Below are 25,823 nucleotides of genomic sequence, written 5' to 3' on the forward strand. Positions count from 1 at the left end.
CCCACTGCTGTGTTTCTATTATGGTCATGCTATGGTACATACATTCACAAATGTATGTAAACGTAACCTCTGTAAACTCATCGACCTATGGCACGAAAAACCAAACAACAGGCGCTTGAGACCCGGCAACATATTCTGGATGTTGCTCTGCGTTTGTTTTCGCAGCAAGGCGTATCATCCACCTCGTTGGCAGCAATTGCAAAAGCCGCTGGCGTGACGAGAGGGGCTATCTACTGGCATTTCAAAAATAAATCAGATTTATTTAATGAAATATGGGTACTTTCTGAAGCCAGTATTAGTGACCTCGAAGTTGAGTATCGGGCAAAATTCCCTAACGATCCACTGTCAGTTGTGCGTGAGATCTTAGTCTATGTTCTTGAAGCAACAGTGACAGACAAACGCAGGCGGTTGATGATGGAGATCATCTTCCATAAATGTGAATTTGTAGGTGAAATGGTCACGCTTCAACAAGCACAGCGTAGCATTTGTCTGGAGAGCTACGATCGTATCGAACAAACGTTGCAAGACTGCATTGCAGCGAAAATGCTGCCTGCCAATTTGCTTACCCGTCGGGCGGCTATTTTAATGCGTAGCTATCTTTCGGGCCTGATGGAAAACTGGCTGCTGGCACCGAATGCCTTCGATCTGCAAAAAGATGCGCGAGAGTACGTCGCGACGCTGCTCGAAATGTATCAATTCTGCCCTTCTCTACGGGCTCCAGAAGGAATCGAAGCTTAAGAGCGTCAGCAGAGAAATAGCCAATATTTCCTGCTTTTCGCCGCTATTCGCGCGATGTCATAAGTGCTATTCTTCGCGCTGCGACGATCCCCGGTATTCTCCGGCTTTTGCAACCACTCATGTTAACACTATGCTGCATACTATCCGTTGGCGAAATGCCATATCCGCTTTTATTTTTACCCTGATTTTTTTCGTCGGCTGTATCAGCGTCAACCAGGCGCTAGCGGCTGATTTACCTGAACGTGCTGAAGTCCAAAGCCAACTCAACACGCTGAGTAAGCAAAAAGATCTGACCCCGCAGGATAAGCTGGTTCAGCAGGACCTGACTCAGACACTGGAAACTCTCGATAAAATTGAACGCATAAAGTCGGAAACGGCCCAACTGCGTCAGCAGGTCGCTCAGGCTCCTGCGAAAATGAATCAGGCAATCGATAGCCTGAACGCATTGAGCGATGTTACTGATGATGAGGCGACGCGAAAAACGTTGAGTTCATTGTCACTGCGTCAGCTGGAATCGCGGGTTTCTCAGACGCTGGACGATCTGCAAAATGCACAGAACGATCTGGCAACTTATAACAGCCAGTTAGTCTCCCTGCAGACGCAGCCGGAGCGCGTGCAAAATGCGATGTATTCCGCTTCTCAGCAGCTCCAGCAAATCCGTAATCGCCTGAATGGCACTTCGACAGGTGATGAAGCGTTGCGTCCCACTCAGCAGAATTTGCTGCTGGTACAGCAGGCTTTACTGAACGCGCAGATCGATCAGCAGCGCAAAAGTCTGGAAGGCAACACGGTGCTGCAGGATACCCTGCAAAAGCAGCGTGATTATGTTACCGCCAATAGTAACCGTTTACAGCATCAGCTTCAGTTATTGCAAGAAGCCGTCAACAGTAAGCGTTTAACGCTCACTGAGAAGACTGCTCAGGAGGCGGTTTCTCCAGATGAAGCAGCAAAGATTCAGACTAACCCGCTGGTGAAACAAGAGCTGGATATTAACCATCAGCTTAGTGAAAAACTTATTTCAGCAACGGAAAACGGCAATCAGCTGGTCCAGCGTAATATCAAGGTAAAGACCTGGCTCGATCGCGCTTTACAGTCTGAACGCGATATTAAAGAGCAGATCTCGGTGCTGAAAGGCAGCCTGCTACTGTCGCGCATTCTTTACCAGCAACAACAGACGTTGCCCTCGGCGGACGAATTGAGCGATATGACTAACCGCATCGCTGACCTGCGCCTTGAGCAGTTTGAGGTTAACCAGCAGCGAGACGCATTGTTCCAGAGTGATGCTTACGTTGCGAAGCTGGAAGAAGGGCACAGCAGCGATGTTAACCCCGAAGTGCATGATGCTCTGCTGGAGCTGATTGATATGCGCCGGGAGCTGCTCGATCAGTTTAATAAACAGCTTGGTAATCAGTTGATGATGGCGATTAACCTGCAAATCAACCAGCAGCAGTTAATGAGCGTCTCGACCAACCTCAAAGCCATCCTGACGCAGCAGATTTTCTGGGTAAATAGTAACCGTCCGATGGATTGGGAATGGATTAAAGCCTTCCCGGAAGCGCTGCAAGGTCAGTTTAAGGCGATGAAAATCACCGTAAACTGGGAAAAGGCCTGGCCTGCGGTATTTATTGCATTTCTCGCCGGTTTGCCGCTATTGCTGATTGCCGGGCTGATTCGCTGGCGTCTGAAATGGCTTAAAGCGTATCAGGCGAAGCTGGCATCGCAGGTGGGACAATTACGCAATGACACTCAGCTTCATACGCCGAAAGCGATTCTCATCGATCTGATTCGAGCGCTACCGGTGGTGTTGCTGATTCTGGCCATTGGTCTGATTCTGCTAACGATGCAGCTGAATATCAGCGATTTGCTGTGGGCCTATAGCAAAAAGCTGGCGATATTCTGGCTGGTATTTGGCTTGTGCTGGAAGGTGCTGGAAAAAGACGGCGTGGCGGTGAGCCACTTTAATATGCCGTCACAGTTGACCAGCCACTGGCGGCGGCAAATTGTGCGCGTCAGCCTTGCGCTACTGCCGCTGAATTTCTGGTCGGTGATGTCGGAACTGTCGCCACTGCATTTGATGGACGATGTGCTGGGGCAGTTTGTTATTTTCCTCAACCTGCTGCTGATAGCGGTGCTCGTCTGGCCAATATTTCGTGAAAGCTGGCGAGATAAAGAGTCCCACGGCCTGCGTCTAATCACCGTGACCGTACTGTCGATTGTGCCGATTGCGTTGATGATTCTGACGGCAACGGGCTACTTCTACACCACGCTGCGTCTTGCGGGTCGCTGGATTGAAACCGTTTATCTGGTGATGTTGTGGAATCTACTTTATCAGACCGTGCTGCGCGGTTTGAGCGTAGCCGCCAGACGCATCGCCTGGCGTCGGGCGCTGGCGCGCCGTCAGCACCTGGTTAAAGAAGGGGCCGAAGGCGCTGAGCCACAGGAGGAACCGACGATCGCACTGGAGCAGGTGAACCAGCAGACGCTGCGTATTACGATGTTGGTAATGATCGCGCTGTTCGGCGTGCTGTTCTGGGCTATTTGGTCGGATCTCATCACCGTTTTTGCTTATCTCGACAGTATTACGCTTTGGCACTACAACGGTACAGAGGCCGGGGTCAGTGTCATAAAAAGCGTCACCATGGGCAGCTTGCTGTTTGCGATTGTGGCGTCCATGGTGGCCTGGGCGTTAATTCGCAACCTACCAGGGCTACTGGAAGTCCTGGTGCTCTCCCGGTTGAATATGCGTCAGGGGGCGTCATATGCGATTACCACGATCCTGAACTACGCCATTATTGTTATTGGCGCGATGACGGTCTTTGGTTCGTTGGGCGTTTCGTGGGATAAGCTGCAGTGGTTGGCAGCAGCGCTGTCGGTTGGTTTGGGCTTCGGCCTGCAGGAAATTTTTGGTAACTTTGTCTCCGGCCTGATTATCTTGTTCGAACGCCCGGTACGTATTGGCGATACGGTGACCATCGGTACGTTCTCCGGCACCGTTAGCAAGATTCGTATCCGTGCTACCACGATTACCGATTTCGACCGTAAAGAGGTCATTATCCCCAATAAGGCCTTCGTTACGGAGCGCCTCATCAACTGGTCGCTTTCCGACACCGTGACCCGCGTCGTCATCCGCCTGGGCGTGGCCTATGGTTCCGACCTGGATAAGGTGAAAGAAGTTCTGCTACAGGCTGCGCACGAGCATCCTAAAGTGATGCAAGAGCCCGCGCCGTCGGTCTTCTTTACTACCTTTGGTGCCAGTACGCTCGATCACGAACTGCGCCTGTACGTGCGCGAACTGCGCGATCGTAGCTACGCGGTAGATGAATTAAACCGTGCTATCGATCGCTTGTGTCGGGAGAATGATATCAATATCGCCTTTAACCAACTGGAAGTTCATTTGCGTAATGAGAAGGGCGATGAAATCACTGAGGTGAAGCGTGATGCAAATGGGGGCGATACTTCGCCAGCGATAGGCTAAGCATAATAGGGCGGTAGGTTCTCCGCCCCTTAGGTTTTAATGGCTGAGCGAGGAGAGTTCTTCCTGGCTCAGGCCTGTTATCTCCATAACCATACTGGGCTCCAGTCCGTTGGCGAGCATTTTCAGGGCAATGCTGCGCGAGAGTTCCTGGCGGCCTTCCAGTAAACCTTCCTGTCTGCCTTTTTTACGACCTTTCTCTTCCAGCCATTCGGCAATCGTCATCAGTAGCTCCTTATGCCTGGGCGACTGTTTCGCCAGCTCGCGAATGAGAGGCCCGGGCTTTTCCGTGGTTCCCGCCTGCAGCATATAGCTGATGAGCGTATTAATCTGCGTTTCCGTCAGATATCCCTGCGCCAGCAGCGTAATTAACATCGGCTGAAGCTCGGCCAGATCGCGCTGGCGGATATGTTTTTGCAGCAGCTCCAGCATCGCCATACGCTGGTGACGGACGATTTGATTATCTGGCATAACGGTCAGGTCCACCAGCGGAAAATCGCCGCTGTAAAGCTCACTGGCAAGTTCGGGGTCGTCAAAAAGATGATGCCAGTTGAGCGTGTGCGGCCAGGGACTAATGGAACCGTGATAAAACAGAATTGGCACCACCAGCGGTAGCGTATCGTGGCCCGCATCGAGGTGGCGCTGCATGGCGGCAAGCGCATAGCGCATCAGGCGAAAGGCCATAAGTTTGTCGGGTGAACTCTGATGCTCAATGAGCGCATAGATATATCCAGCGCCATGCTGAGTTTGCAGGGAATAGAGGATATCGGAGTAGCTGGCCCGCAGATCTTCTTCAATAAAGCTTCCGCAAGCCAGCTGTAGCGTATCCAGATCGCAAATACGTAAAAACTGTGCCGGAAGATAGAGTTGTAAGAAATCGCGCGCGACCTCTTTCTGGGTCAACATCTGGCGAAAAATAGCATCGTGCGGTGTGTGTGAGAATCGTTCCATGAGTATCATCCATCGTTGTAAGGGGCAGGCGATGACTCTGCCACTTGCAACGATGTGACTACAGACTACTCTTGCGCGTTTTGCGAGGCTTCTTCCGCACTTTCTACTTTGTTTTCATAGTCACGACGAATAATCTCCAGCGCAGCTAGCACGGTTTGTGCGGGGACCTTATTCTCTTCAAGCAACATAATTAAATCGACGGCTAGCTTGACCTCGTCTGATGCGTTTTCCAGCGACATATTTCTTCCTCCACTTAGCGGGTTAAACGTGCCAGTACGTTTTCGATTTTCTCCAGCGCGTCACGACAACGGGCCAGCCGCCCTGCGTAGGCGTCCACTTCTTTAGCCAACCGTTGCTGTTCATCTAGGGTTGTGGCTTGCGCGAGCTGACGCTGGCGATCGTTTCTCATCGCCAGCAGCCTGCGTTCGTATTCCTGATGCTGCAGACGTCGGCGCTGCCAGCGGTTTAGAGTGGGCGAAGCGCTATCCCAGTTGCGTAGCGACCATGTTGCCGTTTCCCGGCTGATAGCGGCGATCTGGGCAACGAGACGTTCCGCCAACCAGGTGACCTGCGGCAGTTGCTGGCGTTCGGCTGCCTGCTGTAGTTCGGCGAAGCATTCTTTGGCTTCATCCAGATAAGTCTGCATTTGCGTGCTGCGGGTGCGGAACAGTTGGCGATCAAAGCGTGGGCTGAGCGTCGCGTGATCCGCCAGTGGCGCAACTTGCGTTGCCAGCGCTGCCAGTTGATTTTCCAGCGAGTGTAAAAGCCGGGCCGTTTTCAAATAACTCCTCCCTACCCAGATAAACAACTGTGCTACATTAGCGTTATCTTTTTGATAACGATTCGCATTATGCCACGTATTATTTTAATCATCATTGGCTGGCTGGCGGTAGCATTAGGAACGCTGGGCGTGTTTTTACCCTTATTGCCAACGACGCCGTTTATCCTGCTTGCGGCCTGGTGTTTTGCCCGCTCGTCGCCGCGCTTTCACCACTGGCTACTGTATCGTTCGTGGTTTGGTGGTTACCTGCGCCATTGGCAGAAATACCGCGCTATGCCGCCTGGCGCTAAACCTCGGGCGGTGGTGATGATTTTGCTGACCTTTGCCATTTCCTTGTGGCTGGTTAATCTTACGTGGGTGCGCATCTTGCTGCTGGTGATTCTCACCTGTCTGCTGATATTTATGTGGCGCATTCCGGTGGTTGATGCAAAGCAACAAAAGCACTGATGCGCAATAATGATGGTTGCAATTGTCGCTGACAGACAGTAAATTCTGGCGTTTTCGAGCGCGGGTACGACTGGTCAAAGGTTAAACAAATGTTTCTTTGGCCCGTTTGTCATGCCCGTGAGTAACACCGTTTTAATCAGGCATAAACTTATGACCGCAACTGCACAGCAGCTTGAATATCTGAAGAACAGCATCCAAAGCATCCAGGACTACCCGAAGCCTGGTATCCTTTTCCGTGATGTCACCAGTTTGCTGGAAGACCCAAAAGCCTACGCGCTTAGCATTGAACTGCTGGCAGAGCGCTACAAAGACGCGGGTATTACCAAAGTGGTGGGCACCGAAGCGCGTGGTTTCCTGTTTGGCGCACCGGTTGCGCTGGCGCTGGGCGTAGGCTTTGTTCCAGTGCGCAAGCCGCGTAAGTTGCCGCGTGAAACCATCGCGGAGAGCTACGAGCTCGAATACGGTACCGATCAGCTGGAAATCCATGTTGATGCCATTAAAGAAGGCGACAAGGTATTGGTGGTTGACGACCTGCTGGCGACCGGCGGCACCATCGATGCGACCGTGAAGCTGATCCGTCGTCTGGGCGGTGAAGTACATGATGCAGCCTTTATTATCAATCTGTTTGATCTGGGCGGCGAACAGCGCCTGGAGAAGTTGGGAATCAACAGCTACAGCCTGGTTCCCTTCCCGGGCCACTAAGCATTTCCCGACACATAGCCTCGCTGATTGGGCGGGGCTGTGATAGCATGGCCCCCTCGTGATTTCACCTTCCAGCGTTTCAGAGCCAGCCCATGAGTTATCAGGTCTTAGCCCGTAAATGGCGCCCACAAACCTTTGCTGACGTCGTCGGCCAGGAACATGTGCTGACCGCACTGGCGAACGGCTTATCGTTAGGGCGCATTCATCACGCATATCTCTTTTCCGGCACCCGCGGGGTGGGTAAAACCTCCATCGCTCGTTTATTGGCGAAAGGGTTAAACTGTGAAACCGGCGTTACCGCCACGCCTTGTGGCGTCTGCGATAACTGCCGAGAAATAGAACAAGGGCGTTTTGTCGATCTGATCGAGATCGATGCCGCCTCGCGCACCAAAGTCGAAGATACCCGCGATTTGCTGGATAACGTCCAGTACGCACCGGCCCGTGGTCGCTTCAAGGTCTATCTGATCGATGAAGTCCACATGCTGTCGCGCCACAGCTTCAACGCGTTGCTAAAAACGCTAGAGGAGCCACCTGCGCACGTTAAATTCCTGCTAGCAACGACCGATCCGCAAAAGCTGCCGGTCACTATTCTTTCCCGCTGCCTGCAGTTTCATCTCAAGGCGCTGGATGTTGAACAGATCCGTCATCAGTTAGAGCATATTCTCGGTGAAGAACAGATTGCTTTTGAGCCTCGGGCGCTGCAACTGCTCGCGCGCGCGGCTGATGGAAGCCTGCGCGATGCGTTGAGCCTGACGGATCAGGCTATTGCCAGCGGCGATGGCCACCTGACCGCAGAATCTGTCAGCACCATGCTTGGCACTCTTGACGACGATCAGGCGCTCTCGCTAATTGAAGCGCTAGTGGCTGCTGACGGCGAACGCGTGATGGCAGGCGTCAATGAGGCGGCTGCTCGCGGCGTGGAGTGGGAAGCCCTGTTGGTCGAGATGCAAAGTTTGCTGCACCGTATTGCAATGGTTCAGCTCTCGCCGTCGGCGCTCGGCGCGGATATGGCTGCCGTAGAGCTGCGGATGCGCGAGCTGGCACGAACCGTACCGCCAACCGACGTTCAGCTTTACTATCAGACGTTGTTGATTGGCCGCAAAGAGCTACCGTACGCGCCGGACAGACGCATGGGTGTTGAAATGACGCTTCTGCGGGCGCTGGCATTCCATCCGCGCATGCCGTTGCCGGAACCGGAAGCCCCTCCGGCGCAGAGTATCCCGGTCGCACCTGTACAGCAGGCCGCCCCGGTATCCGCTCAGCAGCCACCGCAGAATCTGCCGCAGACGACCAGCCAGGTGCTGGCAGCCCGCAGTCAGCTTCAGCGTAGCCAGGGAGCACCCAGCCCAAAAAAGAGTGAACCGGCAGCCGCTTCCCGCGCGCGGCCGGTGAATAACGCTGCGCTGGAACGACTGAGTTCGATTACCGAGCGCGTACAGGCGCGTCCGGCAGCTGCCGCTCTGGAGCAAGCTCCGGCGAAAAAAGAAGCTTACCGTTGGAAATCGACGATGGTTGTTGAAACGGTAAAAGAAGAAGTTGCAACGCCGAAAGCGCTGAAAAAAGCACTGGAGCACGAAAAAACCCCGGAACTGGCGGCGAAGCTGGCAGTCGAGGCGGTCGAACGCGATAGCTGGGCGGCGGAAGTTAACCAGCTCGCGGTGCCAAAACTGGTGGAGCAGGTGGCACTAAATGCGTGGAAAGAGCAGGACGGCAACCGCGTCTGCCTGCATCTGCGTCCGAGCCAGCGTCATCTGAACTCTGCAGGCGCGCAGCAAAAGCTGGCGGAAGCGCTGGGTATTTTGTACGGTACGCCGGTTGAATTGACCATCGTGGAAGATGATAATCCCGCGATGCGCACGCCGCTTGAGTGGCGGCAGGCAATTTATGAAGAAAAGCTCACGCAGGCGCGTGAAGCGATTATTGCGGATAACAACATCCAGACGCTGCGCCGGTTCTTTGATGCGGACCTGGATGAAGAAAGTATTCGCCCCATTTGATTGCGAGTTAAACTTGCGATCATCATCCTTAACGACGACTTACTGAGAGAGAAGCCTATGTTTGGTGGAAAAGGCGGTCTGGGTAACCTGATGAAGCAGGCCCAGCAGATGCAAGAAAAAATGCAGCAGATGCAGGAAGAAGTGGCCAAGCTGGAAGTGACCGGTGAATCCGGTGCTGGCCTGGTAAAAGTAACCATCAACGGTGCGCACAACTGCCGTCGCGTTGAAATTGACCCAAGCCTGCTGGAAGACGACAAAGACATGCTGGAAGATCTGGTGGCTGCTGCATTCAACGATGCCGCTCGCCGCATTGAGGAGACCCAGAAAGAAAAAATGGCTTCTGTTTCTTCCGGTATGCAACTGCCGCCAGGCTTTAAGATGCCGTTCTGATGCAAACCAGTCCGCTGTTAACTCAGCTGATGGAAGCGCTGCGCTGCCTGCCGGGCGTTGGCCCAAAGTCGGCGCAGCGTATGGCGTTTACCCTGCTGCAGCGTGACCGCAGCGGCGGGATGCGCCTTGCGCAGGCGCTAACGCGCGCGATGTCGGAAATCGGCCACTGCGCCGATTGCCGCACCTTCACTGAACAGGAAGTGTGCAACATTTGCAGCAACCCGCGCCGTAAGGAAAATGGTCAGCTCTGCGTGGTGGAGAGTCCAGCGGACATCTACGCTATTGAGCAGACCGGGCAATTTTCTGGTCGTTATTTCGTATTGATGGGCCACCTGTCGCCGCTCGATGGTATCGGGCCGGATGATATCGGGCTCGATCGTCTGGAACAGCGTCTGCGTGACGAATCGATGCAGGAAGTGATCCTCGCGACCAATCCTACGGTCGAGGGGGAAGCTACTGCCAATTATATCGCCGAGCTCTGCGCGCAGTATGACGTAGAAGCGAGTCGTATCGCCCATGGCGTACCGGTTGGCGGCGAACTGGAAATGGTTGATGGCACCACGCTGTCCCACTCCCTCGCCGGACGGCATAAGATTCGTTTTTAACCAAACGGAGGCGCTTTTCGGGGCCTCCGCTTGAAAATTCTCCCCTCTGTCCCCATCTCACACTCAACGGTTTTTTTACCATTAACAATGGCATTGTTGAGGTTGATTTAGATGAAAGGACAAGAAACTCGTGGTTTTCAGTCAGAGGTAAAACAGCTTCTGCACCTGATGATCCATTCTCTTTATTCCAATAAAGAAATTTTCCTGCGTGAACTGATTTCCAACGCCTCCGATGCGGCCGATAAGCTGCGCTTTCGCGCGCTGTCGCAGCCGGATCTGTATGAAGGCGACGGCGAGCTGCGCGTGCGTGTTTCATTTGATAAAGACAACCGCACCCTGACCATCGCCGATAACGGAATCGGTATGAACCGTGATGAAGTTATCGATCACCTGGGGACGATTGCGAAATCCGGAACCAAATCATTCCTTGAATCAATGGGCTCCGATCAGGCGAAAGACAGTCAGCTGATCGGCCAGTTCGGCGTAGGCTTCTATTCGGCGTTTATTGTCGCTGACAAAGTCACCGTGCGTACCCGCGCGGCGGGCGATAGCGCCGAAAACGGCGTATTCTGGGAATCTGCTGGTGAAGGCGATTATACGGTTGCCGACATCACTAAAGCCGATCGCGGAACGGAGATCACGCTGCACCTGCGCGAAGGTGAGGACGATTTCCTCAACGACTGGCGCGTGCGTTCGATCATCAGCAAATACTCCGATCACATTGCGCTGCCGGTTGAGATTGAAAAGCAGGAAGAGGTTGACGGCGAAACCGTTATCTCCTGGGAGAAAATTAACAAAGCTCAGGCGCTGTGGACCCGCAATAAGTCGGAAATTAAAGACGACGAATACAACGAATTCTATAAGCACATTGCTCATGACTACAGCGATCCGTTGACCTGGAGCCACAACCGCGTAGAAGGTAAGCAGGAGTACACCAGCCTGCTGTATATCCCGTCGCAGGCGCCCTGGGATATGTGGAATCGCGATCACAAACATGGTTTGAAGCTGTACGTGCAGCGCGTCTTCATTATGGATGACGCCGAGCAGTTTATGCCGAATTACCTGCGCTTTGTGCGCGGCCTTGTTGATTCTAGCGATCTGCCGCTGAACGTATCGCGTGAAATCCTCCAGGATAGCAGCGTAACCCGCAACCTGCGCACTGCGTTGAGTAAGCGCGCGCTGCAGATGCTGGAAAAACTGGCGAAAGACGACGCGGAGAAATATCAGACCTTCTGGCAGCAGTTTGGCCTGGCGCTGAAAGAAGGCCCGGCGGAAGACAACGCCAACCTGCAGACTATCGCCAAACTTCTGCGCTTTGCCAGCACGCATACCGATTCCGCTGCGCAGACCGTGTCGCTGGAAGAGTACGTATCGCGCATGAAAGAAGGGCAGGAGAAGATTTATTACATCACTGCCGACAGCTACGCCGCTGCGAAGAGCAGCCCGCATCTGGAGCTGCTGCGTAAGAAAGGCATCGAAGTTCTGCTGCTTTCCGATCGCATCGACGAGTGGATGATGAGCTATCTGACCGAGTTCGATGGTAAGCCGTTCCAGTCGGTCGCGAAAGCTGATGAGTCGCTGGATAAGCTGACGGATGAAGTGGATGAAACCACCAAAGAAGCCGAGAAGGCGCTGGAGCCGTTCGTTGAGCGAGCGAAAACGCTGCTGGGCGATCGAGTGAAAGAAGTCCGTCTGACCCATCGTCTGACCGATACACCCGCTATCGTCACGACTGATGCAGATGAAATGAGTACCCAGATGGCAAAACTTTTTGCCGCAGCGGGCCAGGCTGCGCCGGAAGTGAAATATATCTTTGAACTGAACCCGGTCCACCCGCTGGTGAAACGCGCGGCCGATACTCAGGACGATGCGCAGTTCGGCGAATGGGTTGAGCTGCTTCTCGATCAGGCGCTGCTGGCCGAGCGCGGGACTCTGGAAGATCCTAACCAGTTTATCCGCCGTATGAACCAGCTGCTGGCGTCGTAATCTTTACCCTCACCCTAACCCTAACCCTCTCCCTGAAGGTAGAGGGGACTGGCCCGGCGCTGGCTTGCTGGCACTGAGCTGATTTTCGCCCTCTCCCTGTGGGAGAGGGCCGGGGTGAGGGCATCCAACCGCACTCTACGTAAAATATCTCACCATTAACCGTTTCAGCCGCCCCACCTTCCTTGAGCCATCCGCGTTCTGGTGGTATGGTTTAGCGCTTTTTGAAGAATTGAATCAACTTTTGAGGGGATTTTCGTAATGCGTATTATTCTGCTTGGCGCTCCGGGCGCGGGTAAAGGAACTCAGGCTCAGTTCATCATGGAGAAATACGGTATTCCGCAAATCTCCACCGGCGACATGCTGCGTGCCGCGGTGAAATCTGGCTCCGAGCTGGGCAAACAAGCAAAAGACATCATGGATGCCGGTAAGCTGGTGACCGACGAACTGGTTATCGCCCTGGTCAAAGAGCGTATTACTCAGGAAGATTGCCGTAACGGCTTCCTGCTGGATGGCTTCCCGCGCACTATTCCGCAGGCTGACGCCATGAAAGAAGCAGGCATCGCCGTTGATTACGTTCTGGAATTTGACGTTCCCGACGAGCTGATCGTTGACCGTATTATCGGTCGCCGCGTCCACGCCGCTTCCGGCCGCGTTTACCACATCAAATTTAATCCGCCAAAAGTTGAAGGCAAAGACGACGTGACCGGCGAAGAGCTGACCACCCGTAAAGACGATCAGGAAGAGACCGTGCGTAAGCGTCTGGTTGAGTATCATCAGATGACGGCTCCGCTGATCGGCTACTATCAGAAAGAAGCCGAAGCGGGCAACACTCAATACGCGAAAGTCGACGGCACCAAAGCGGTGGCTGACGTTCGCGTAGAACTGGAAAAAATCCTCGGTTAATCCAGTCCGTTCTCATCCTGCAACTGCGGGATGAGAACTCCTCTCATATTACCTTTTTCTATGATTGGTTCCGTTTAGCGCCATTTCAGCTACAATTGTCAGCGATTCAAATGGTTAAGAGGCGGTAATGCATCAGACGAAAACAGGTATCTTATTAGCCAATTTAGGCACCCCCGATGCGCCCACGCCCGATGCGGTGAAGCGCTATCTGCGACAATTTCTTAGCGACAAGCGGGTGGTGGATACCTCTCGTCTGTTGTGGTGGCCGCTGCTGCGCGGTGTGATACTGCCTCTGCGCGCGCCCCGAGTTGCCAAACTCTATCAGTCTATCTGGATGGAAGAGGGGTCGCCGCTGATGGTCTACAGTCGTCGTCAGCAGCAGGCGCTGGCAGAACGCCTTCCGGATACCCCCGTTGCGCTGGGGATGAGCTATGGCTCGCCGTCGCTGGAAGGCGCAGTGGATGAACTCATGGAGCAGGGCGTTGACCATATTGTGGTGCTCCCGCTCTATCCGCAGTACTCCTGTTCCACCGTGGCGGCCGTGTGGGATGAACTGGCGCGAATTCTTGCTAAAAAGCGGTTGATTCCAGGCGTTTCTTTTATTCGCGATTATGCCGACGATGTGGATTATATCCACGCGCTGGCCGCCAGCGTTCGCGCTTCGTTTGCAGTGCATGGCGAACCGGATTTACTCCTGCTCTCCTATCATGGGATACCGCAGCGTTATGCCCATGAAGGGGATAGCTATCCGCAGCGCTGCCGCGACACGACACGTGAGCTGGTTTCTGCTCTGGGGCTCCCTCCGGACCGCGTGATGATGACTTTTCAGTCGCGCTTTGGCCGCGAACCCTGGCTGACACCCTACACCGACGAAACGTTGAAAATGCTCGGTGAGAAGGGCGTGAAGCATGTTCAGGTTATCTGCCCGGGCTTTTCCGCTGATTGTCTGGAAACGCTGGAAGAGATAGCGGTACAGAACCGGGAATTTTTCCTTGAAGCCGGTGGGCAGCAATATGAATATATTCCTGCACTTAACGCGGACTCCGCGCATATCGAAATGATGGTTAACCTGACAGCAACCTATCGCTGATCGCGCCTGTCGCGGGGAGTATGCTACTATTTCCCGCTTGTTCACTGTCCATAAACCATCACTATGAAATTTCCCGGTAAACGCAAGTCTAAACACTACTTTCCCGTCAACGCTCGCGATCCGCTGCTGCAACAAATTCAGCCAGAAAATGAGTCTAACGTCGCCTGGGTGGTTGGTATCGATCAAACGCTGGTGGATATCGAAGCGAAAGTGGATGAGTCGTTTATCGTACGCTACGGTCTGAGCGCCGGTCATTCGCTGGTGATTGAAGATGATGTTGCTGAGGCGCTGTATCAGGAGCTGGTACGCAATGACCTGATCACCCATCAGTTTGCCGGTGGCACCATTGGTAATACCATGCACAACTACTCGGTGCTGGCGGATGATCGCTCGGTTTTGCTTGGCGTCATGTGCAGCAATATAGAAATTGGTGGCTACGCCTATCGCTATTTATGTAATACCTCCAGCCGAACCGATTTGAACTACCTGCAAGGCGTAGAGGGCGCGATTGGCCGCTGCTTTACGCTGATTAGCGATTCCGGCGAGCGAACCTTTGCGATTAGTCCCGGCCATATGAATAAGCTGCGTCCGGAAAGTATCCCGGAAGCCGTTATTGCCGGAGCATCCGCGCTGGTACTGACCTCCTATCTCGTGCGCTGCAAACCGGGCGAGCCGATGCCGGACGCTACGATGAAAGCCATCGAATATGCGAAAAAGCATGACGTGCCGGTGGTCCTGACGCTAGGTACTAAATATGTGATTGTCGATAACCCAGAGTGGTGGCAGCAGTTTCTGAAAGAACACGTTTCGATTCTGGCGATGAACGAAGAGGAAGCGCAAGCGCTGACGGGGATCTCTGATCCGCTATTGGCTTCGGATAAGGCGCTGGAGTGGGTTGACCTGGTGCTGTGTACCGCCGGTCCTGCCGGGCTCTATATGGCGAGCTTTACCGAGGATGAGGCTAAGCGCAAAACTCAGCATCCGCTACTGCCTGGGGCCATTGCTGAGTTCAACCAGTATGAATTCAGCCGCGCGATGCGCCACCAGGATTGCGAAAAACCGCTGCGTATTTTCTCGCACATCGCCCCGTATATGGGCGGACCGGAGAAGATCATGAATACCAACGGCGCAGGCGACGGCGCGCTGGCGGCACTGCTGCACGATATTACCGCCAATAACTATCACCGTAATAACGTGCCGAACTCCAGTAAGCACAAGTGCAAGTGGCTGACCTATTCATCGCTGGCCCAGGTATGCAAATACGCTAACCGTGTGAGTTATCAGGTGCTGAATCAGCACTCGCCGCGCCTGACCCGCGGTCTGCCGGAGCGTGAAGATAGCCTGGAAGAGGCCTACTGGGAGCGTTAATTTACGCCAGGCGACACAGAAAAAAGACGATGAAAAATAAGCCCCGATAAAGCGCTGCTCACCGGGGCTAAAACTATTAACCAGTAACCAGTTCACCTGCTGGCGGTGTTTCCAGTAGTTTTATCATCGCGCGGGCAATTTCACGCTCGCCCATCACCACCTGATTCGCGCCGCGTTCAATAATGTATTCCACTTCATCGTCATAGTGGGCGCGGGCGATGATCTCGATATTTGGGCACTTCTCGCGTGCCGAAGCCACGATTTCCCCGGCTTCATAGCCGTTAGGTATGGTCAGCAGCAGCCAGCGGGCGCAGTCCAGATGCGCCAGATTCATAATTTCTTCATTGGCAGCGTTGCCCAAAACCGCGCGAATACCCCGTGCACGCAGCTCGTCTACGCGGGTACGTGATGTTTCGATAACCACCAACGGTATTCCCTGGGCCATCAGTTTTTCGCCAAGCAGGCTGCCAACGCGGCCGAAACCGACCAGCAGCGCATGGTTGCAGATATCGACCGGGATCTGTTTCTCTTCTTCCAGAACTTCTTCCAGCGTCTGCTCGTCCAGCGTTTCGGTTTTATCGAGGTATTTTTCCAGCAGAGTAAACAGAATCGGGTTGAGCATAATCGAGATTATCGCCCCGGCAAGCACCAGATTCTGCCCGGCCTGCGGTAGCAGATTCAGCGCCATGCCCAGCCCGGCGAGAATAAAGGCGAACTCCCCGATTTGCGCGAGGCTGGCGGCGATAGTCAGGGCGGTTCGCGGCGAGTGACCGAACATTCGCACCAGGAAGAAGGCCGCGGCCGACTTACCAAAGATAATAATAGCCAGCGTCGCCAGTACCGCCAGCGGCTGCTCTACCAGGATCATTGGGTCAAAGAGCATGCCGACAGAGACAAAGAACAGCACGGCGAACGCATCACGCAGCGGTAGCGTATCGTGGGCCGCGCGGTGGCTGAGCTCGGATTCATTGAGCACCATCCCGGCGAAGAAGGCACCCAGGGCGAAGGAGACATCAAACAGTTCGACCGCACCGAAGGCAATGCCGAGCGCCAGCGCCAGCACTGACAGCGTAAACAGCTCGCGTGAGCCGGTCGCCGCGCTACGTGACATAATCCACGGCACCAGGCGGCGGCCTACCAGCATCATAATTGCGATAAAGGCGACGACTTTCCCAATGGTGATACCCATATCGACAGCCAGAGAAGCCAGGCCAACGTCGCCTTTCTCCGTCATACCTGCGACGGCCGGTAGCAGGACCAGCGTCAGCACCATCACCAGATCTTCAACAATCAGCCAACCGATGGCGATTTGCCCCCGCTGACTATCAATAAGCTGTCGTTCTTCCAACGCGCGCAGCAGCACCACGGTACTGGCGGTAGAAAGACACAAACCGAAGACGATGCCGGTCATCAGCGACCAGCCAAGCATTGCCGAGAGCGCCATACCCATCAGCGTCGCCACAGCTATCTGGGCGATGGCGCCGGGAATAGCGATGGCCTTTACCGCCATCAAATCTTTTAAGGAGAAGTGCAGACCCACGCCGAACATCAGCAGGATCACGCCAAGCTCGGCCAGTTCAGGCGCCAGCTTGGTATCAGCAACGAAGCCAGGGGTAAAAGGTCCGGCCAGCACGCCCGCTAATAAATATCCCACCAGAGGAGAAATACGTAGCTTATTGGCAATCATGCCGAGAATAAAGGCGAGCACAAGGCCGCCGACAATGGTGGTGATTAGCGGTGTTGCGTGGTGCATTCCGTCTCCTTGCAGTGGTGAGCTGATCCATTTTCGGTATAAAAACCAAAAAACCGAGTAATAGTTTATGACAGTTTCAGCGGTTTTGTTTATGAATAATTGTTGAATTTTGCAGAAAAGTGGAATTAATCCGCAAAAAAGCACAGACAGCAAAATGGCAGAAGATAATGCGGGGTGATGCTGATGGGGGAAGGGGTTGCGGCAGCCAAAGTTTCACTTTGGCTGCCGGATATTTACGATTTTTGGTGGTTATTAGGAAGAAATATCGTCAGGATGCCGAGAAGAGGTAGGAAAGCACAGATTTTATAGACCAGGTCGATACTGGTATGGTCAGCTAACAGCCCCAGCACCGCGGCTCCGAGTCCGCCCATGCCAAATGCAAAACCGAAGAACAGACCAGAAACCATGCCAATACGGCCCGGCAGTAGCTCCTGTGCGTAGACCAAAATGGCGGAAAAGGCCGATGCGAGGATAAAACCAATGATCACCGTCAAAATACCGGTCCATTCCAATGTGGCGTAGGGTAAAACAAGGGTAAACGGTGCAACGCCAAGGATAGAGCCCCAAATAACATATTTTCGCCCAATTTTATCGCCCAAAGGCCCGCCAATTACCGTCCCGGCGGCTACAGCAAAAAGGAAGGCGAACAGGTGAAATTGGGCGTTTTGCACCGATAATCCGAATTTTTGCATCAGATAAAAGGTGTAATAGCTGCTAATGCTCGCCATATAGAAGTATTTCGAGAAAATCAGCATTAACAGGATGCTAACTGCAAGAATCACTTTGTTTTTCGGCAACGGATTAACAATTACCGGTTTTGGTTTACCTTTGTTCATACGATGCTGGGCGGAATACCAGCGACTAATTTGCGCCAGCACCACGATGGCCAGCAGCGCAGCCAGTACAAACCAGCCAACATTACCTTTGCCATACGGGGCGATAATGAGAGCGGCGAGTAGCGGCCCTAACGAGCTACCAAAATTACCGCCAACCTGGAATATTGACTGCGCCAGGCCATGGCGTCCGCCCGAGGCCATTCGCGCAACACGAGAAGATTCCGGGTGAAACACCGACGAGCCGGTACCCACTAGCGCAGCGGCCAACAGAACCATTCCGAAGCTTCCGGAGATCGCCAGCAGCACCAGACCGCAAAGCGTAAAGCACATGCCAATGGGCAGCGACCACGGCATCGGGTGCTTGTCGGTCAGATAGCCAACCACCGGCTGCAACAGTGACGATGCCAACTGGAAGGTGAGGGTGATCATCCCAATCTGTACGAAGGACAGGGAAAACTCGGCCTGTAGCAGCGGGTAGATAGCCAGGATGAGCGACTGGATCATATCGTTTAGCAAATGAGAGAGGCTGATGGCCCCCAGTATGCGAAACGAGGTGCGTGCTTTTTGCGGCGCGGCAGCGGGGCCGGATAAGGGTTGTGCGGTCTGATTCATTGCCATAGGTTCACTTAAGTGTTTTTTATAGAGGATGCAGGTGGAATTATTATCTGCCTAACATACCTGCCCCTAAGGTTTGAATAAAGTCTCATTTCTGAAAACAAAGTTGTCTAATTCACCAACTCGCTATACTTTCGGCACTTGTTACTTTGTCAGGGAGAGAAATATGCAATTGATCAAACGGGGCGTTGCGCTGGCATTATTCACCGCGCTATCGCTGGGAAGCCTGTCAGCACAGGCTTATGAGCAGGATAAAACCTACAAAATTACCATCCTGCATACTAACGATCATCATGGTCACTTCTGGCGTAGCGATTACGGCGAATATGGGCTGTCTGCACAAAAAACGCTGGTGGACGGTATTCGTAAAGAGGTAGCAGCAGAGGGCGGCAGCGTGTTGTTGCTCTCCGGCGGCGATATTAATACCGGCGTGCCTGAGTCTGATTTACAGGATGCGGAGCCCGATTTTCGCGGTATGAACCTGGTTGGCTACGATGCGATGGCGGTGGGTAACCATGAGTTTGATAATCCGCTTAGCGTACTGCGTCAGCAGGAAAAATGGGCGAAGTTTCCGTTCCTCTCCGCCAATATTTACCAGAAAAGCACTGGTGAGCGTCTGTTTAAACCGTGGGCGCTGTTTAAACGCGGTGGACTGAATATTGCGGTCATCGGCCTGACGACCGACGATACGGCTAAAATTGGTAATCCTGAGTACTTTACGGATATCGAATTCCGTAAACCGGCGGAAGAAGCCAAGCTGGTGATTCAAGAACTTCAGCAGAATGAAAAGCCGGATGTCATTCTGGCGACCACCCATATGGGCCATTATGACAACGGCGACCATGGTTCCAATGCGCCGGGCGATGTAGAGATGGCGCGCAGCCTGCCCGCAGGATCGCTGGCGATGATTGTCGGTGGTCACTCTCAGGACCCGGTATGTATGGCGTCTGAGAATAAAAAGCAGGTGGATTATGTGCCGGGCAGCCCATGTGCGCCGGACAAACAGAACGGGATCTGGATTGTACAAGCCCACGAGTGGGGAAAATATGTTGGCCGCGCGGACTTTGAATTCCGCAACGGCGAAATGAAGCTGGTGCACTATCAGCTGATCCCGGTCAACCTGAAGAAGAAGATCACTTACGATAACGGTGAGAGCGAGCGTGTGCTCTACACGCCGCAAATCGCCGAAAACCCACAGATGCTTTCCTTGTTGACGCCGTTCCAGAATAAAGGTAAGGCGCAGCTGCAGGTGAAAATTGGCAGCGTGAACGGGCATCTGGAGGGCGATCGCAGCAAAGTTCGTTTCGTGCAAACCAATATGGGTCGTCTGCTGCTGGCAGCGCAAATGGCGCGTAGTAATGCTGACTTTGCGGTGATGAGCGGCGGCGGGGTGCGTGATTCTATCGAAGCGGGTGATATTACCTATAAAGACGTGATGAAGGTGCAACCCTTCGGCAACGTGCTGGTGTATGTCGATATGAGCGGCAAGGAAGTGACAGAGTATCTGACCGCTGTGGCGCAAATGAAGCCAGATTCAGGCGCGTATCCGCAGTTTGCTAACGTTGGTTTTGTGGCTAAAGACGGCAAGCTTAACGATTTGACCATCAAGGGCGAGCCGGTAGACCCAGCGAAAACCTACCGTATGGCAACCCTGAGCTTTAACGCTACCGGCGGCGATGGTTATCCGCACATCGATACTAAACCGGGCTATGTCAATACCGGTTTTATCGACGCCGAAGTGCTGAAGGAGTACATCCAGAAAAACTCTCCGCTGGATGTTGGCGCATTTGAGCCGAAAGGCGAGGTGAGCTGGCAGTAACGTCTGAAACTCCCCGGTGGCGCTTACGCTGACCGGGGCTACGGGTTTGCAGCCGTCTGTGGATTGGTAGCCCGGATAAGGCGCGTCAAGCGCCGCCTCCGGGATTGTCCTCTGAGATAAACCAGGGGTTAATCGCGCCGCGCGATATCTGCGAATTTCGCGTCAAGGATCTTCGCCAGATCGCTGGCCGCCAGCTCAATATCCAGCCCGCGCTTGCCGCCAGAAATAAAAATGGTGGCAAACGCCTGGGCCGGAGCGTCAATTACCGTCGGCAGGCGTTTTTTCTGCCCAAGCGGGCTGATACCGCCCACCAGATAGCCGGTGACGCGTTGCGCAACCATCGGGTCCGCCATATCCACTTTCTTTGCGCCTAAGGCTTTCGCCACCTTTTTCAAATCCAGCTGACCGGCAACCGGGGTCACCGCGACGGCAAGATGCTTCATATCGCCATTGACCGCGACCAGCAGCGTCTTATAAACCTGGTCGGCGTTTAGCCCCAGCTTACGTACGACCTCGTCACCAAAATTGGTTTCGGTAGGATCATGGTCGTAACTATGGATGTTAAAAGCGATTTTGTTTTTTTCGAGTAACTTAACGGCGGGAGTCATCGTTATCCTTCTTACCAACCGATTTGATGTGGCATAAGCATACGCCCGACGGTTGTCTAAAAAATAGTATCATCTTGCGCAATAGTGTTGGCAGTGATGGTCACTTTGAGCGACAATCAAGCGATCCGAGGTGCAAATCTCGGGATAATAATAATGATGAAATTCCTCTTTGACGGGCCAATAGAAATATTGGCCATTTTTTTACGTCAACATATCCGGCAGATTCCCTTCTCCGTACAAATGCAGCGCCCCTACGGCTACTACGTAGCGCCCCGGCGGCAGCGCCAGCAGCGTTTCGCGCCAGGCCAGGTTGCGCTGATGCATCAGCACATCATATAGCGACTGGCTAAAGGTCGTTGGCAGCACGGTTGCACCTTTTGACGGTGGCTGCTCCAGCCACCAGCCGATCATCACCTGTAACAGACGGGCGTTAGTGCGCCAGTGGGTCAGCGTATCCTCCAGCAGAGCCATTCCGCCGTCTGGAAGGTTGCGCAACAGGGCGATTTGGCTGTCGGCCCCCTCCAGTTCCATCACCCGAATATTGCTCTCGCGGGCCGCCATTAGCAGCTGGTAATCAATACCATAATCCGCTCTTAGCCCCAGCTTTTGCGCCTGGGTGGCCTGCAACACCATTGCTACCTGCCACAGCGGCTGGCTATCAAATAGCGCGATAGACAGGCCCATCTCTCCCGCTCGCTCTTCCAGTTCAGCGAGCTGGGATGCGCTCAGGCGTTCCGCCAGCGGTGGATAAGAGGGAAGGTTGCTGAACGGCGTTTCGCTGCCGGTAATATCCGCTTCAACAATCAGCGCATCGGCCTGGCGAATCAGTTTCAGCAGTCGTGCTGGAGGCGGCGACATATCGCGGGTGCCCATATGAATACTGCCGACCAGGTGCAAATAGCGTTCGCCGGGAAGAGTGACATCCAGCGCGGGCCAGGAATAAGACGAGCCGACAGCGGCTTGCCACAGCATTTTTATTCGGTTTAACAGGCCCATACGTGCTCCGTAGTGTGAAGAACTCATGCTAGCGCGTGGGGGGCAGAGGCGCAATAGGGCTAAGGGAACGCGACGGAAGATACGTTTTTCAATGTCATAAAAATAACAAAAAAAATTGATGCTCTGGTTTTTTATAATTCTTGTAATGGCCTTGTGATGGTGATTATTAATTAAAATCAAATATATATGTTTAGTTGCGCAAGTCTCGAATGGTGCTTTTTTCTCAAAAAAGTCTCAATTGTGATAATAAAATAAAAAATCTGTAACGAAAGATAAACAAAGCGCTTCTATATTGGCCCCTTCAATTTTTGGGGGGAGTGTCATGCGTAACTGGAGTGAGCCTAAAAAGAATAAAGCCCATATCGAACTGATCCCGATGATCGATGTGATGATGTTTTTACTGGTCTTCTTTGTCCTGATTAGCCTGAATGTGATCCCGGCTCTGGGCTTGAAAACACAGCTGCCGTCGGCCAGCAGCGCCCAACAGCTTAAGCCGCAGAAAAAAGCCATTATCACCCTCGGCGCCGGTGATCAGCTGCAGCTGGATGGCCAGCCGCTGGTTCTTGATGCGCTGGTCAATACCCTGAAGCAACAGCAGCAGGAAAACCAAACCACCACCATTATCGTCAACAGCGATAAAGAGGTCGCGGTGGAACGCCTGGTCGCAGTGATGGATACCTTGCGTCAGGGCGGTTTCTTCTCCATTTCCATCGCCACACGGAAGCAGTGATATGTATCTGCTTTATCGCTCACGTCACGTTGTTAGCTGGTTACCCGCGATAGTCATCGCCGGATGTTTACTGTTCGTCAGCCAGAAGGCAGTCCTGCAGGTGAAACCGCATTATGACGATACGGTGATGGAACTGTCGCTGGCCGAACCCGAGCCACCGCAGCCTGAACCTGTCCCGGAACCGCAGCCAGAGCCGCCGCCGGAACCCCAACCTGAGCCGGAACCGGAGCCGATTGCCGAGCCTGTCGTTCCTGCCCCGGAACCGATTATCCAGGCCAAACCGGTTGTTAAACCCAAACCTAAGCCGAAGCCAAAACCGGTTCAGGAGAAAGCAGTGAAGCCGCAGGAGCGCGTGGCTCCGCAGCCCGCCGTCTTGCGCAGTACGGTGGTGAGTAAACCCGCGGCGCCGCCCTCTCCTCCGGCGCCGAAAGCGAACGCACAAGCGGTGGAAAGCGGCTATCTGCAGGTGCTGCGCCGCGAGCTGGAGCAGCGCAAACGCTACCCGAGCGGCCGTCAGGCTTCGCTGGAGCGCCCGCAGGGCAACGTCGAGGTGTGGCTGGAGGTCGACCGCAGCGGCAGAGTGCTGGCTTCAGGTATTGCCAACAAAGCGCCGAGCATGCTGCTCAATCGTGCGGCGCTGAGCTCCTTACAAAGTATCAGTCAGTTGAAGCCCTTTCCTGAAGAGGCTTTTGCTGGACAAAGAAGCAAAAGATTTACCGCGACGTTTAATTATCAGGCGCCATAAAGCCTAATTAATCATTTGTTTTTTATAGGAAAAGAAATGAAGAACTTTCGTTATTCTGGGATTGCGTTAGCTGTGGTGTCGGCATTGTTATCGGGTTCCTCGCTGGCGGCGGAAAGTAGCGATGTGGGGGAGATTAACGTCAAAGGGCAGTCGCTCGGCGGCGGTCTGATGGTGCAGGAGGACAGCAGCAAAGCGCGCTCCACTTTGACCAAAGAAGCGATGGATAAAGCGCCGGGTGCCAGCAATGCCATCGACATGCTGAAATATACGCCGGGTATGAACGTTAACAGTAATGACGCCAGCGGCCTGAGCGGCATCGACTACACCATGCGTGGGATGAACTCGGATCAAATCGGTCTGTCGATGGACGGCATCCCGATTAACGACTCGGGTAACTACGCGGTCTATCCGAACCTGTTGGGCGATGCGGAAAACCTTGAGCAGATCTTTGTTACTCAGGGATCTTCTGAAGCAGACGGCCCGCATATCGGATCCAGCGGCGGTAACATTGGCCTCGTCACAAAGCGCCCATCCAAAGAGTTCGGCGGCTTCGTCAAGCAAACGCTGGGCAGCAATAATCTCAGCAAAACTTTCGCCCGCCTGGAGACCGGTGAGTACAACGGTTTTAGCAACTGGCTCTCTTACTCGCACACTGAAGCCAAAAAATGGCGCGGAGAAGGACGTAACTATTCCGATAAGTTCGAGATGAACTCGCTTTATGAGGACGGGAACGGCAACAGCAGTAACCTGATCATGAAGTACAACCGTCAGGATAACAGCAACTACAACACCCTAAGCAAAGCGCAGTTTGACGAAGACCCGCGTCAGGACTACTCGACGTCGCCGGTCTATAACAACAAAGGTCAGCTGAGCAAATATTACAAGCTCAACCGTAACCCGTTTGAAACCTTTACTCTCTCTTTCTCACAAAGATTGCAGCTGCGCGACAATCTTGCGTTGACCGTTCAGCCCTATTACTACTGGGGTAACGGCGGCAGTTTTACCGGGCAAACGGCCTCGGTACTGTCGAATACTTCTGATAAAGCCGGGCAGTACGACCTGAGCAATTTAAGTTCCAATACTTACTACCGACCTTCGTGGACCCAGACCTGGCGACCGGGTGTCACCACTAAGCTTAAGTGGGACATTAACGATGAGCACAGCCTGGATATTGGCTACTGGTATGAGCGAGCGCGCCAGTCGCAGACCCAGCCGTTTATCAGCATTCAGGATGACGGCAACCCGGCGAACGTCTCCGGTAAACCGGGCGGTTCCGATCAGGTGAAAGATGCCAACGGCAACACGGTGCAAGGCCGTAACCAGTACACCGTCACTCCGGCGCAAAAAGTATGGCTTCAGGATACCTGGTTTGTGACGCCGGACTGGACGCTGGTGGGCGGGCTGGCGTACCAGTACGTCGAACGTAAAGGCGATAACAAAGGCAGCCTGTATAACGCCCCGGAAAAACGTAATGCGACCTACCATGAATTCCTGCCGAACTTTAGCATCAGCTATAAGCCGGATATGGAAAACCAACTGTTCTATAACCTGACGCGCAACATGCGTACGCCGCCAAACTACGTGCTCTACAACGTCGGCGATTCAATCAACACCAAGCCGGAGCTGAGCTGGAACCACGAGCTGGGCTGGCGTTTCCAGCGTGAAGATATGCTGCTGAGCGCTACGCTTTTCTACATGCGCTATACCGACCGTCAGATTTCGACCACCAATGCGGACGGCGACTACGAAATGATGAATATCGGCAGCGTCGAAAGCAAAGGCGTAGAGCTGGAGTGGAGCGGTAAGCTACCGTACAACTTCAACTACTACACCTCTTATACCTACACCCATTCCGAACAAAAGGATGACATTGTCAGCAACGGCGGTCATCCGCTGCCAACGGCGGGCAAAACGGTGCCGAACGTACCGAAAAACATGCTCAACGCGTCGCTGGGTTATGACGATGGCCTCTATTACGGCAGCTTTGGCGGCAAATACGTCAGCTCGTTCTATGGCGATTTGACCAACGATGAAAAAATCGGCGGGCGCACGGTGTTTGATGTCTCCGCAGGCGTTCATCTGCCGGTGGATAAAAAGATTGTCAAAAATGCCACCCTGCGTTTTGGCATCGATAACCTGTTCGATAAACAGTACCTGACCTCCGTACGCTCGACGACCTTTAACGCGGCACCTTACGACGGCGTGAGGGCCAGCACCCCGTATTACAACGTCGGCGAAGAGCGCACCTTTAGCGTTTCGCTGGAAGCTACCTTTTAATTAACCGGAGGGCA

Annotated in this window: 22 protein-coding genes and 1 other annotated feature; of the genes, 15 read left to right on the forward strand and 7 right to left on the reverse strand. The window is 53.6% G+C overall.

Annotated features, from left to right (window positions below; all coding sequences use genetic code 11):
- The first annotated feature begins 87 nt into the window (after positions 1 to 87).
- Both acrR and mscK read left to right on the forward strand, forming a co-directional pair.
- On the forward strand, positions 88 to 738 hold the full coding sequence (acrR, locus tag HV127_RS14315; RefSeq protein WP_181483280.1) for a multidrug efflux transporter transcriptional repressor AcrR: 651 nt from the start codon (positions 88 to 90) through the stop codon (positions 736 to 738).
- A gap of 130 nt (positions 739 to 868) precedes the next feature.
- Positions 869 to 4,213, forward strand: coding sequence for a mechanosensitive channel MscK (gene mscK, locus HV127_RS14320; RefSeq protein WP_182236819.1), 3,345 nt, complete (start codon positions 869 to 871; stop codon positions 4,211 to 4,213).
- Positions 4,214 to 4,249: 36 nt separating this feature from the next.
- Here the strand turns inward: mscK and HV127_RS14325 are convergent, their stop codons facing one another.
- From HV127_RS14325 to priC, 3 genes are all read right to left on the reverse strand, one after another.
- Positions 4,250 to 5,161 carry an Rpn family recombination-promoting nuclease/putative transposase gene (locus HV127_RS14325; protein ID WP_182236821.1) on the reverse strand — a complete coding sequence of 304 codons (912 nt, stop codon included), beginning with the start codon at positions 5,159 to 5,161 and terminating at the stop codon, positions 4,250 to 4,252.
- A 65-nt stretch (positions 5,162 to 5,226) separates the two neighbouring features.
- On the reverse strand, positions 5,227 to 5,400 hold the full coding sequence (rsmS, locus tag HV127_RS14330) for a pleiotropic regulatory protein RsmS (RefSeq protein ID WP_182236823.1): 174 nt from the start codon (positions 5,398 to 5,400) through the stop codon (positions 5,227 to 5,229).
- Between the two features lie 14 nt (positions 5,401 to 5,414).
- On the reverse strand, positions 5,415 to 5,942 hold the full coding sequence (priC, locus tag HV127_RS14335) for a primosomal replication protein N'' (RefSeq protein ID WP_182236826.1): 528 nt from the start codon (positions 5,940 to 5,942) through the stop codon (positions 5,415 to 5,417).
- A gap of 69 nt (positions 5,943 to 6,011) precedes the next feature.
- Between priC and HV127_RS14340 the strand changes: the two genes are divergently transcribed.
- The 9 genes from HV127_RS14340 to HV127_RS14380 all read left to right on the forward strand — a co-directional run bounded on the left by HV127_RS14340 (position 6,012) and on the right by HV127_RS14380 (position 15,430).
- The gene (locus HV127_RS14340) at positions 6,012 to 6,389 is read left to right on the forward strand and encodes a DUF454 family protein (protein ID WP_110273695.1); all 378 of its coding nucleotides are present in this window, start codon (positions 6,012 to 6,014) and stop codon (positions 6,387 to 6,389) included.
- A gap of 150 nt (positions 6,390 to 6,539) precedes the next feature.
- A complete protein-coding gene (apt, locus tag HV127_RS14345) occupies positions 6,540 to 7,091 on the forward strand; it encodes an adenine phosphoribosyltransferase (protein ID WP_110273694.1) in 552 nt (183 codons plus the stop codon).
- A 92-nt stretch (positions 7,092 to 7,183) separates the two neighbouring features.
- Entirely contained in the window at positions 7,184 to 9,088 is a 1,905-nt protein-coding gene (dnaX, locus tag HV127_RS14350; RefSeq protein WP_182236828.1) for a DNA polymerase III subunit gamma/tau, read from the forward strand.
- Positions 8,421 to 8,485 (forward strand) — a sequence feature (DnaX frameshifting element). It overlaps the preceding gene by 65 nt.
- A 57-nt stretch (positions 9,089 to 9,145) precedes the next feature.
- Positions 9,146 to 9,478, forward strand: coding sequence for a YbaB/EbfC family nucleoid-associated protein (locus tag HV127_RS14355; protein WP_110273692.1), 333 nt, complete (start codon positions 9,146 to 9,148; stop codon positions 9,476 to 9,478).
- Entirely contained in the window at positions 9,478 to 10,083 is a 606-nt protein-coding gene (recR, locus tag HV127_RS14360; protein WP_110273691.1) for a recombination mediator RecR, read from the forward strand. Before HV127_RS14355 ends, recR begins: the two co-directional genes overlap by 1 nt.
- A gap of 111 nt (positions 10,084 to 10,194) precedes the next feature.
- Positions 10,195 to 12,069: a molecular chaperone HtpG gene (gene htpG, locus HV127_RS14365; protein WP_112214181.1), complete on the forward strand. Its 1,875-nt coding sequence runs from the start codon at positions 10,195 to 10,197 to the stop codon at positions 12,067 to 12,069.
- A gap of 258 nt (positions 12,070 to 12,327) precedes the next feature.
- Positions 12,328 to 12,972 carry an adenylate kinase gene (gene adk / locus HV127_RS14370; protein ID WP_009653605.1) on the forward strand — a complete coding sequence of 215 codons (645 nt, stop codon included), beginning with the start codon at positions 12,328 to 12,330 and terminating at the stop codon, positions 12,970 to 12,972.
- A 127-nt stretch (positions 12,973 to 13,099) separates the two neighbouring features.
- Positions 13,100 to 14,062: a ferrochelatase gene (gene hemH / locus HV127_RS14375; RefSeq protein ID WP_182236830.1), complete on the forward strand. Its 963-nt coding sequence runs from the start codon at positions 13,100 to 13,102 to the stop codon at positions 14,060 to 14,062.
- Between the two features lie 63 nt (positions 14,063 to 14,125).
- On the forward strand, positions 14,126 to 15,430 hold the full coding sequence (locus HV127_RS14380) for an inosine/guanosine kinase (RefSeq protein WP_182236832.1): 1,305 nt from the start codon (positions 14,126 to 14,128) through the stop codon (positions 15,428 to 15,430).
- 76 nt (positions 15,431 to 15,506) lie between these two features.
- Here the strand turns inward: HV127_RS14380 and ybaL are convergent, their stop codons facing one another.
- Both ybaL and HV127_RS14390 read right to left on the reverse strand, forming a co-directional pair.
- The gene (gene ybaL, locus HV127_RS14385; RefSeq protein WP_182236834.1) at positions 15,507 to 17,183 is read right to left on the reverse strand and encodes a YbaL family putative K(+) efflux transporter; all 1,677 of its coding nucleotides are present in this window, start codon (positions 17,181 to 17,183) and stop codon (positions 15,507 to 15,509) included.
- A gap of 233 nt (positions 17,184 to 17,416) precedes the next feature.
- A complete protein-coding gene (locus HV127_RS14390; protein ID WP_181483271.1) occupies positions 17,417 to 18,637 on the reverse strand; it encodes an MFS transporter in 1,221 nt (406 codons plus the stop codon).
- A 163-nt stretch (positions 18,638 to 18,800) separates the two neighbouring features.
- On the opposite strand from HV127_RS14390, the gene ushA reads away from it, so the two are divergent.
- Positions 18,801 to 20,453: a bifunctional UDP-sugar hydrolase/5'-nucleotidase UshA gene (gene ushA / locus HV127_RS14395; RefSeq protein WP_182236836.1), complete on the forward strand. Its 1,653-nt coding sequence runs from the start codon at positions 18,801 to 18,803 to the stop codon at positions 20,451 to 20,453.
- A gap of 128 nt (positions 20,454 to 20,581) precedes the next feature.
- On the opposite strand, the gene ybaK is transcribed toward ushA, so the two are convergent.
- Together ybaK and HV127_RS14405 are read right to left on the reverse strand one after the other, a co-directional pair.
- Positions 20,582 to 21,061 (reverse strand): Cys-tRNA(Pro)/Cys-tRNA(Cys) deacylase YbaK, encoded by a 480-nt coding sequence (gene ybaK, locus HV127_RS14400; protein ID WP_181483268.1) that lies wholly within the window; start codon positions 21,059 to 21,061, stop codon positions 20,582 to 20,584.
- 201 nt (positions 21,062 to 21,262) lie between these two features.
- A complete protein-coding gene (locus tag HV127_RS14405) occupies positions 21,263 to 22,057 on the reverse strand; it encodes a TraB/GumN family protein (protein ID WP_182236838.1) in 795 nt (264 codons plus the stop codon).
- Between the two features lie 322 nt (positions 22,058 to 22,379).
- Here HV127_RS14405 and HV127_RS14410 point away from each other — a divergent pair, with 322 nt between their 5' ends.
- Genes HV127_RS14410 through HV127_RS14420 form a run of 3 tightly spaced genes read left to right on the forward strand, consistent with a single transcriptional unit; the run spans position 22,380 to position 25,809 of the window.
- Complete coding sequence (locus tag HV127_RS14410; RefSeq protein WP_139541382.1) at positions 22,380 to 22,787, forward strand: biopolymer transporter ExbD; 408 nt, start codon at positions 22,380 to 22,382, stop codon at positions 22,785 to 22,787.
- A 1-nt stretch (position 22,788) separates the two neighbouring features.
- On the forward strand, positions 22,789 to 23,532 hold the full coding sequence (locus tag HV127_RS14415) for a TonB N-terminal domain-containing protein (RefSeq protein ID WP_182236841.1): 744 nt from the start codon (positions 22,789 to 22,791) through the stop codon (positions 23,530 to 23,532).
- Between the two features lie 36 nt (positions 23,533 to 23,568).
- A complete protein-coding gene (locus HV127_RS14420; RefSeq protein WP_182236843.1) occupies positions 23,569 to 25,809 on the forward strand; it encodes a TonB-dependent receptor in 2,241 nt (746 codons plus the stop codon).
- Positions 25,810 to 25,823 lie beyond the last annotated feature (14 nt).

The organism is Klebsiella sp. RHBSTW-00215 (assembly GCF_014103785.1).
Taxonomy (GTDB): Bacteria; Pseudomonadota; Gammaproteobacteria; order Enterobacterales; family Enterobacteriaceae; genus Klebsiella.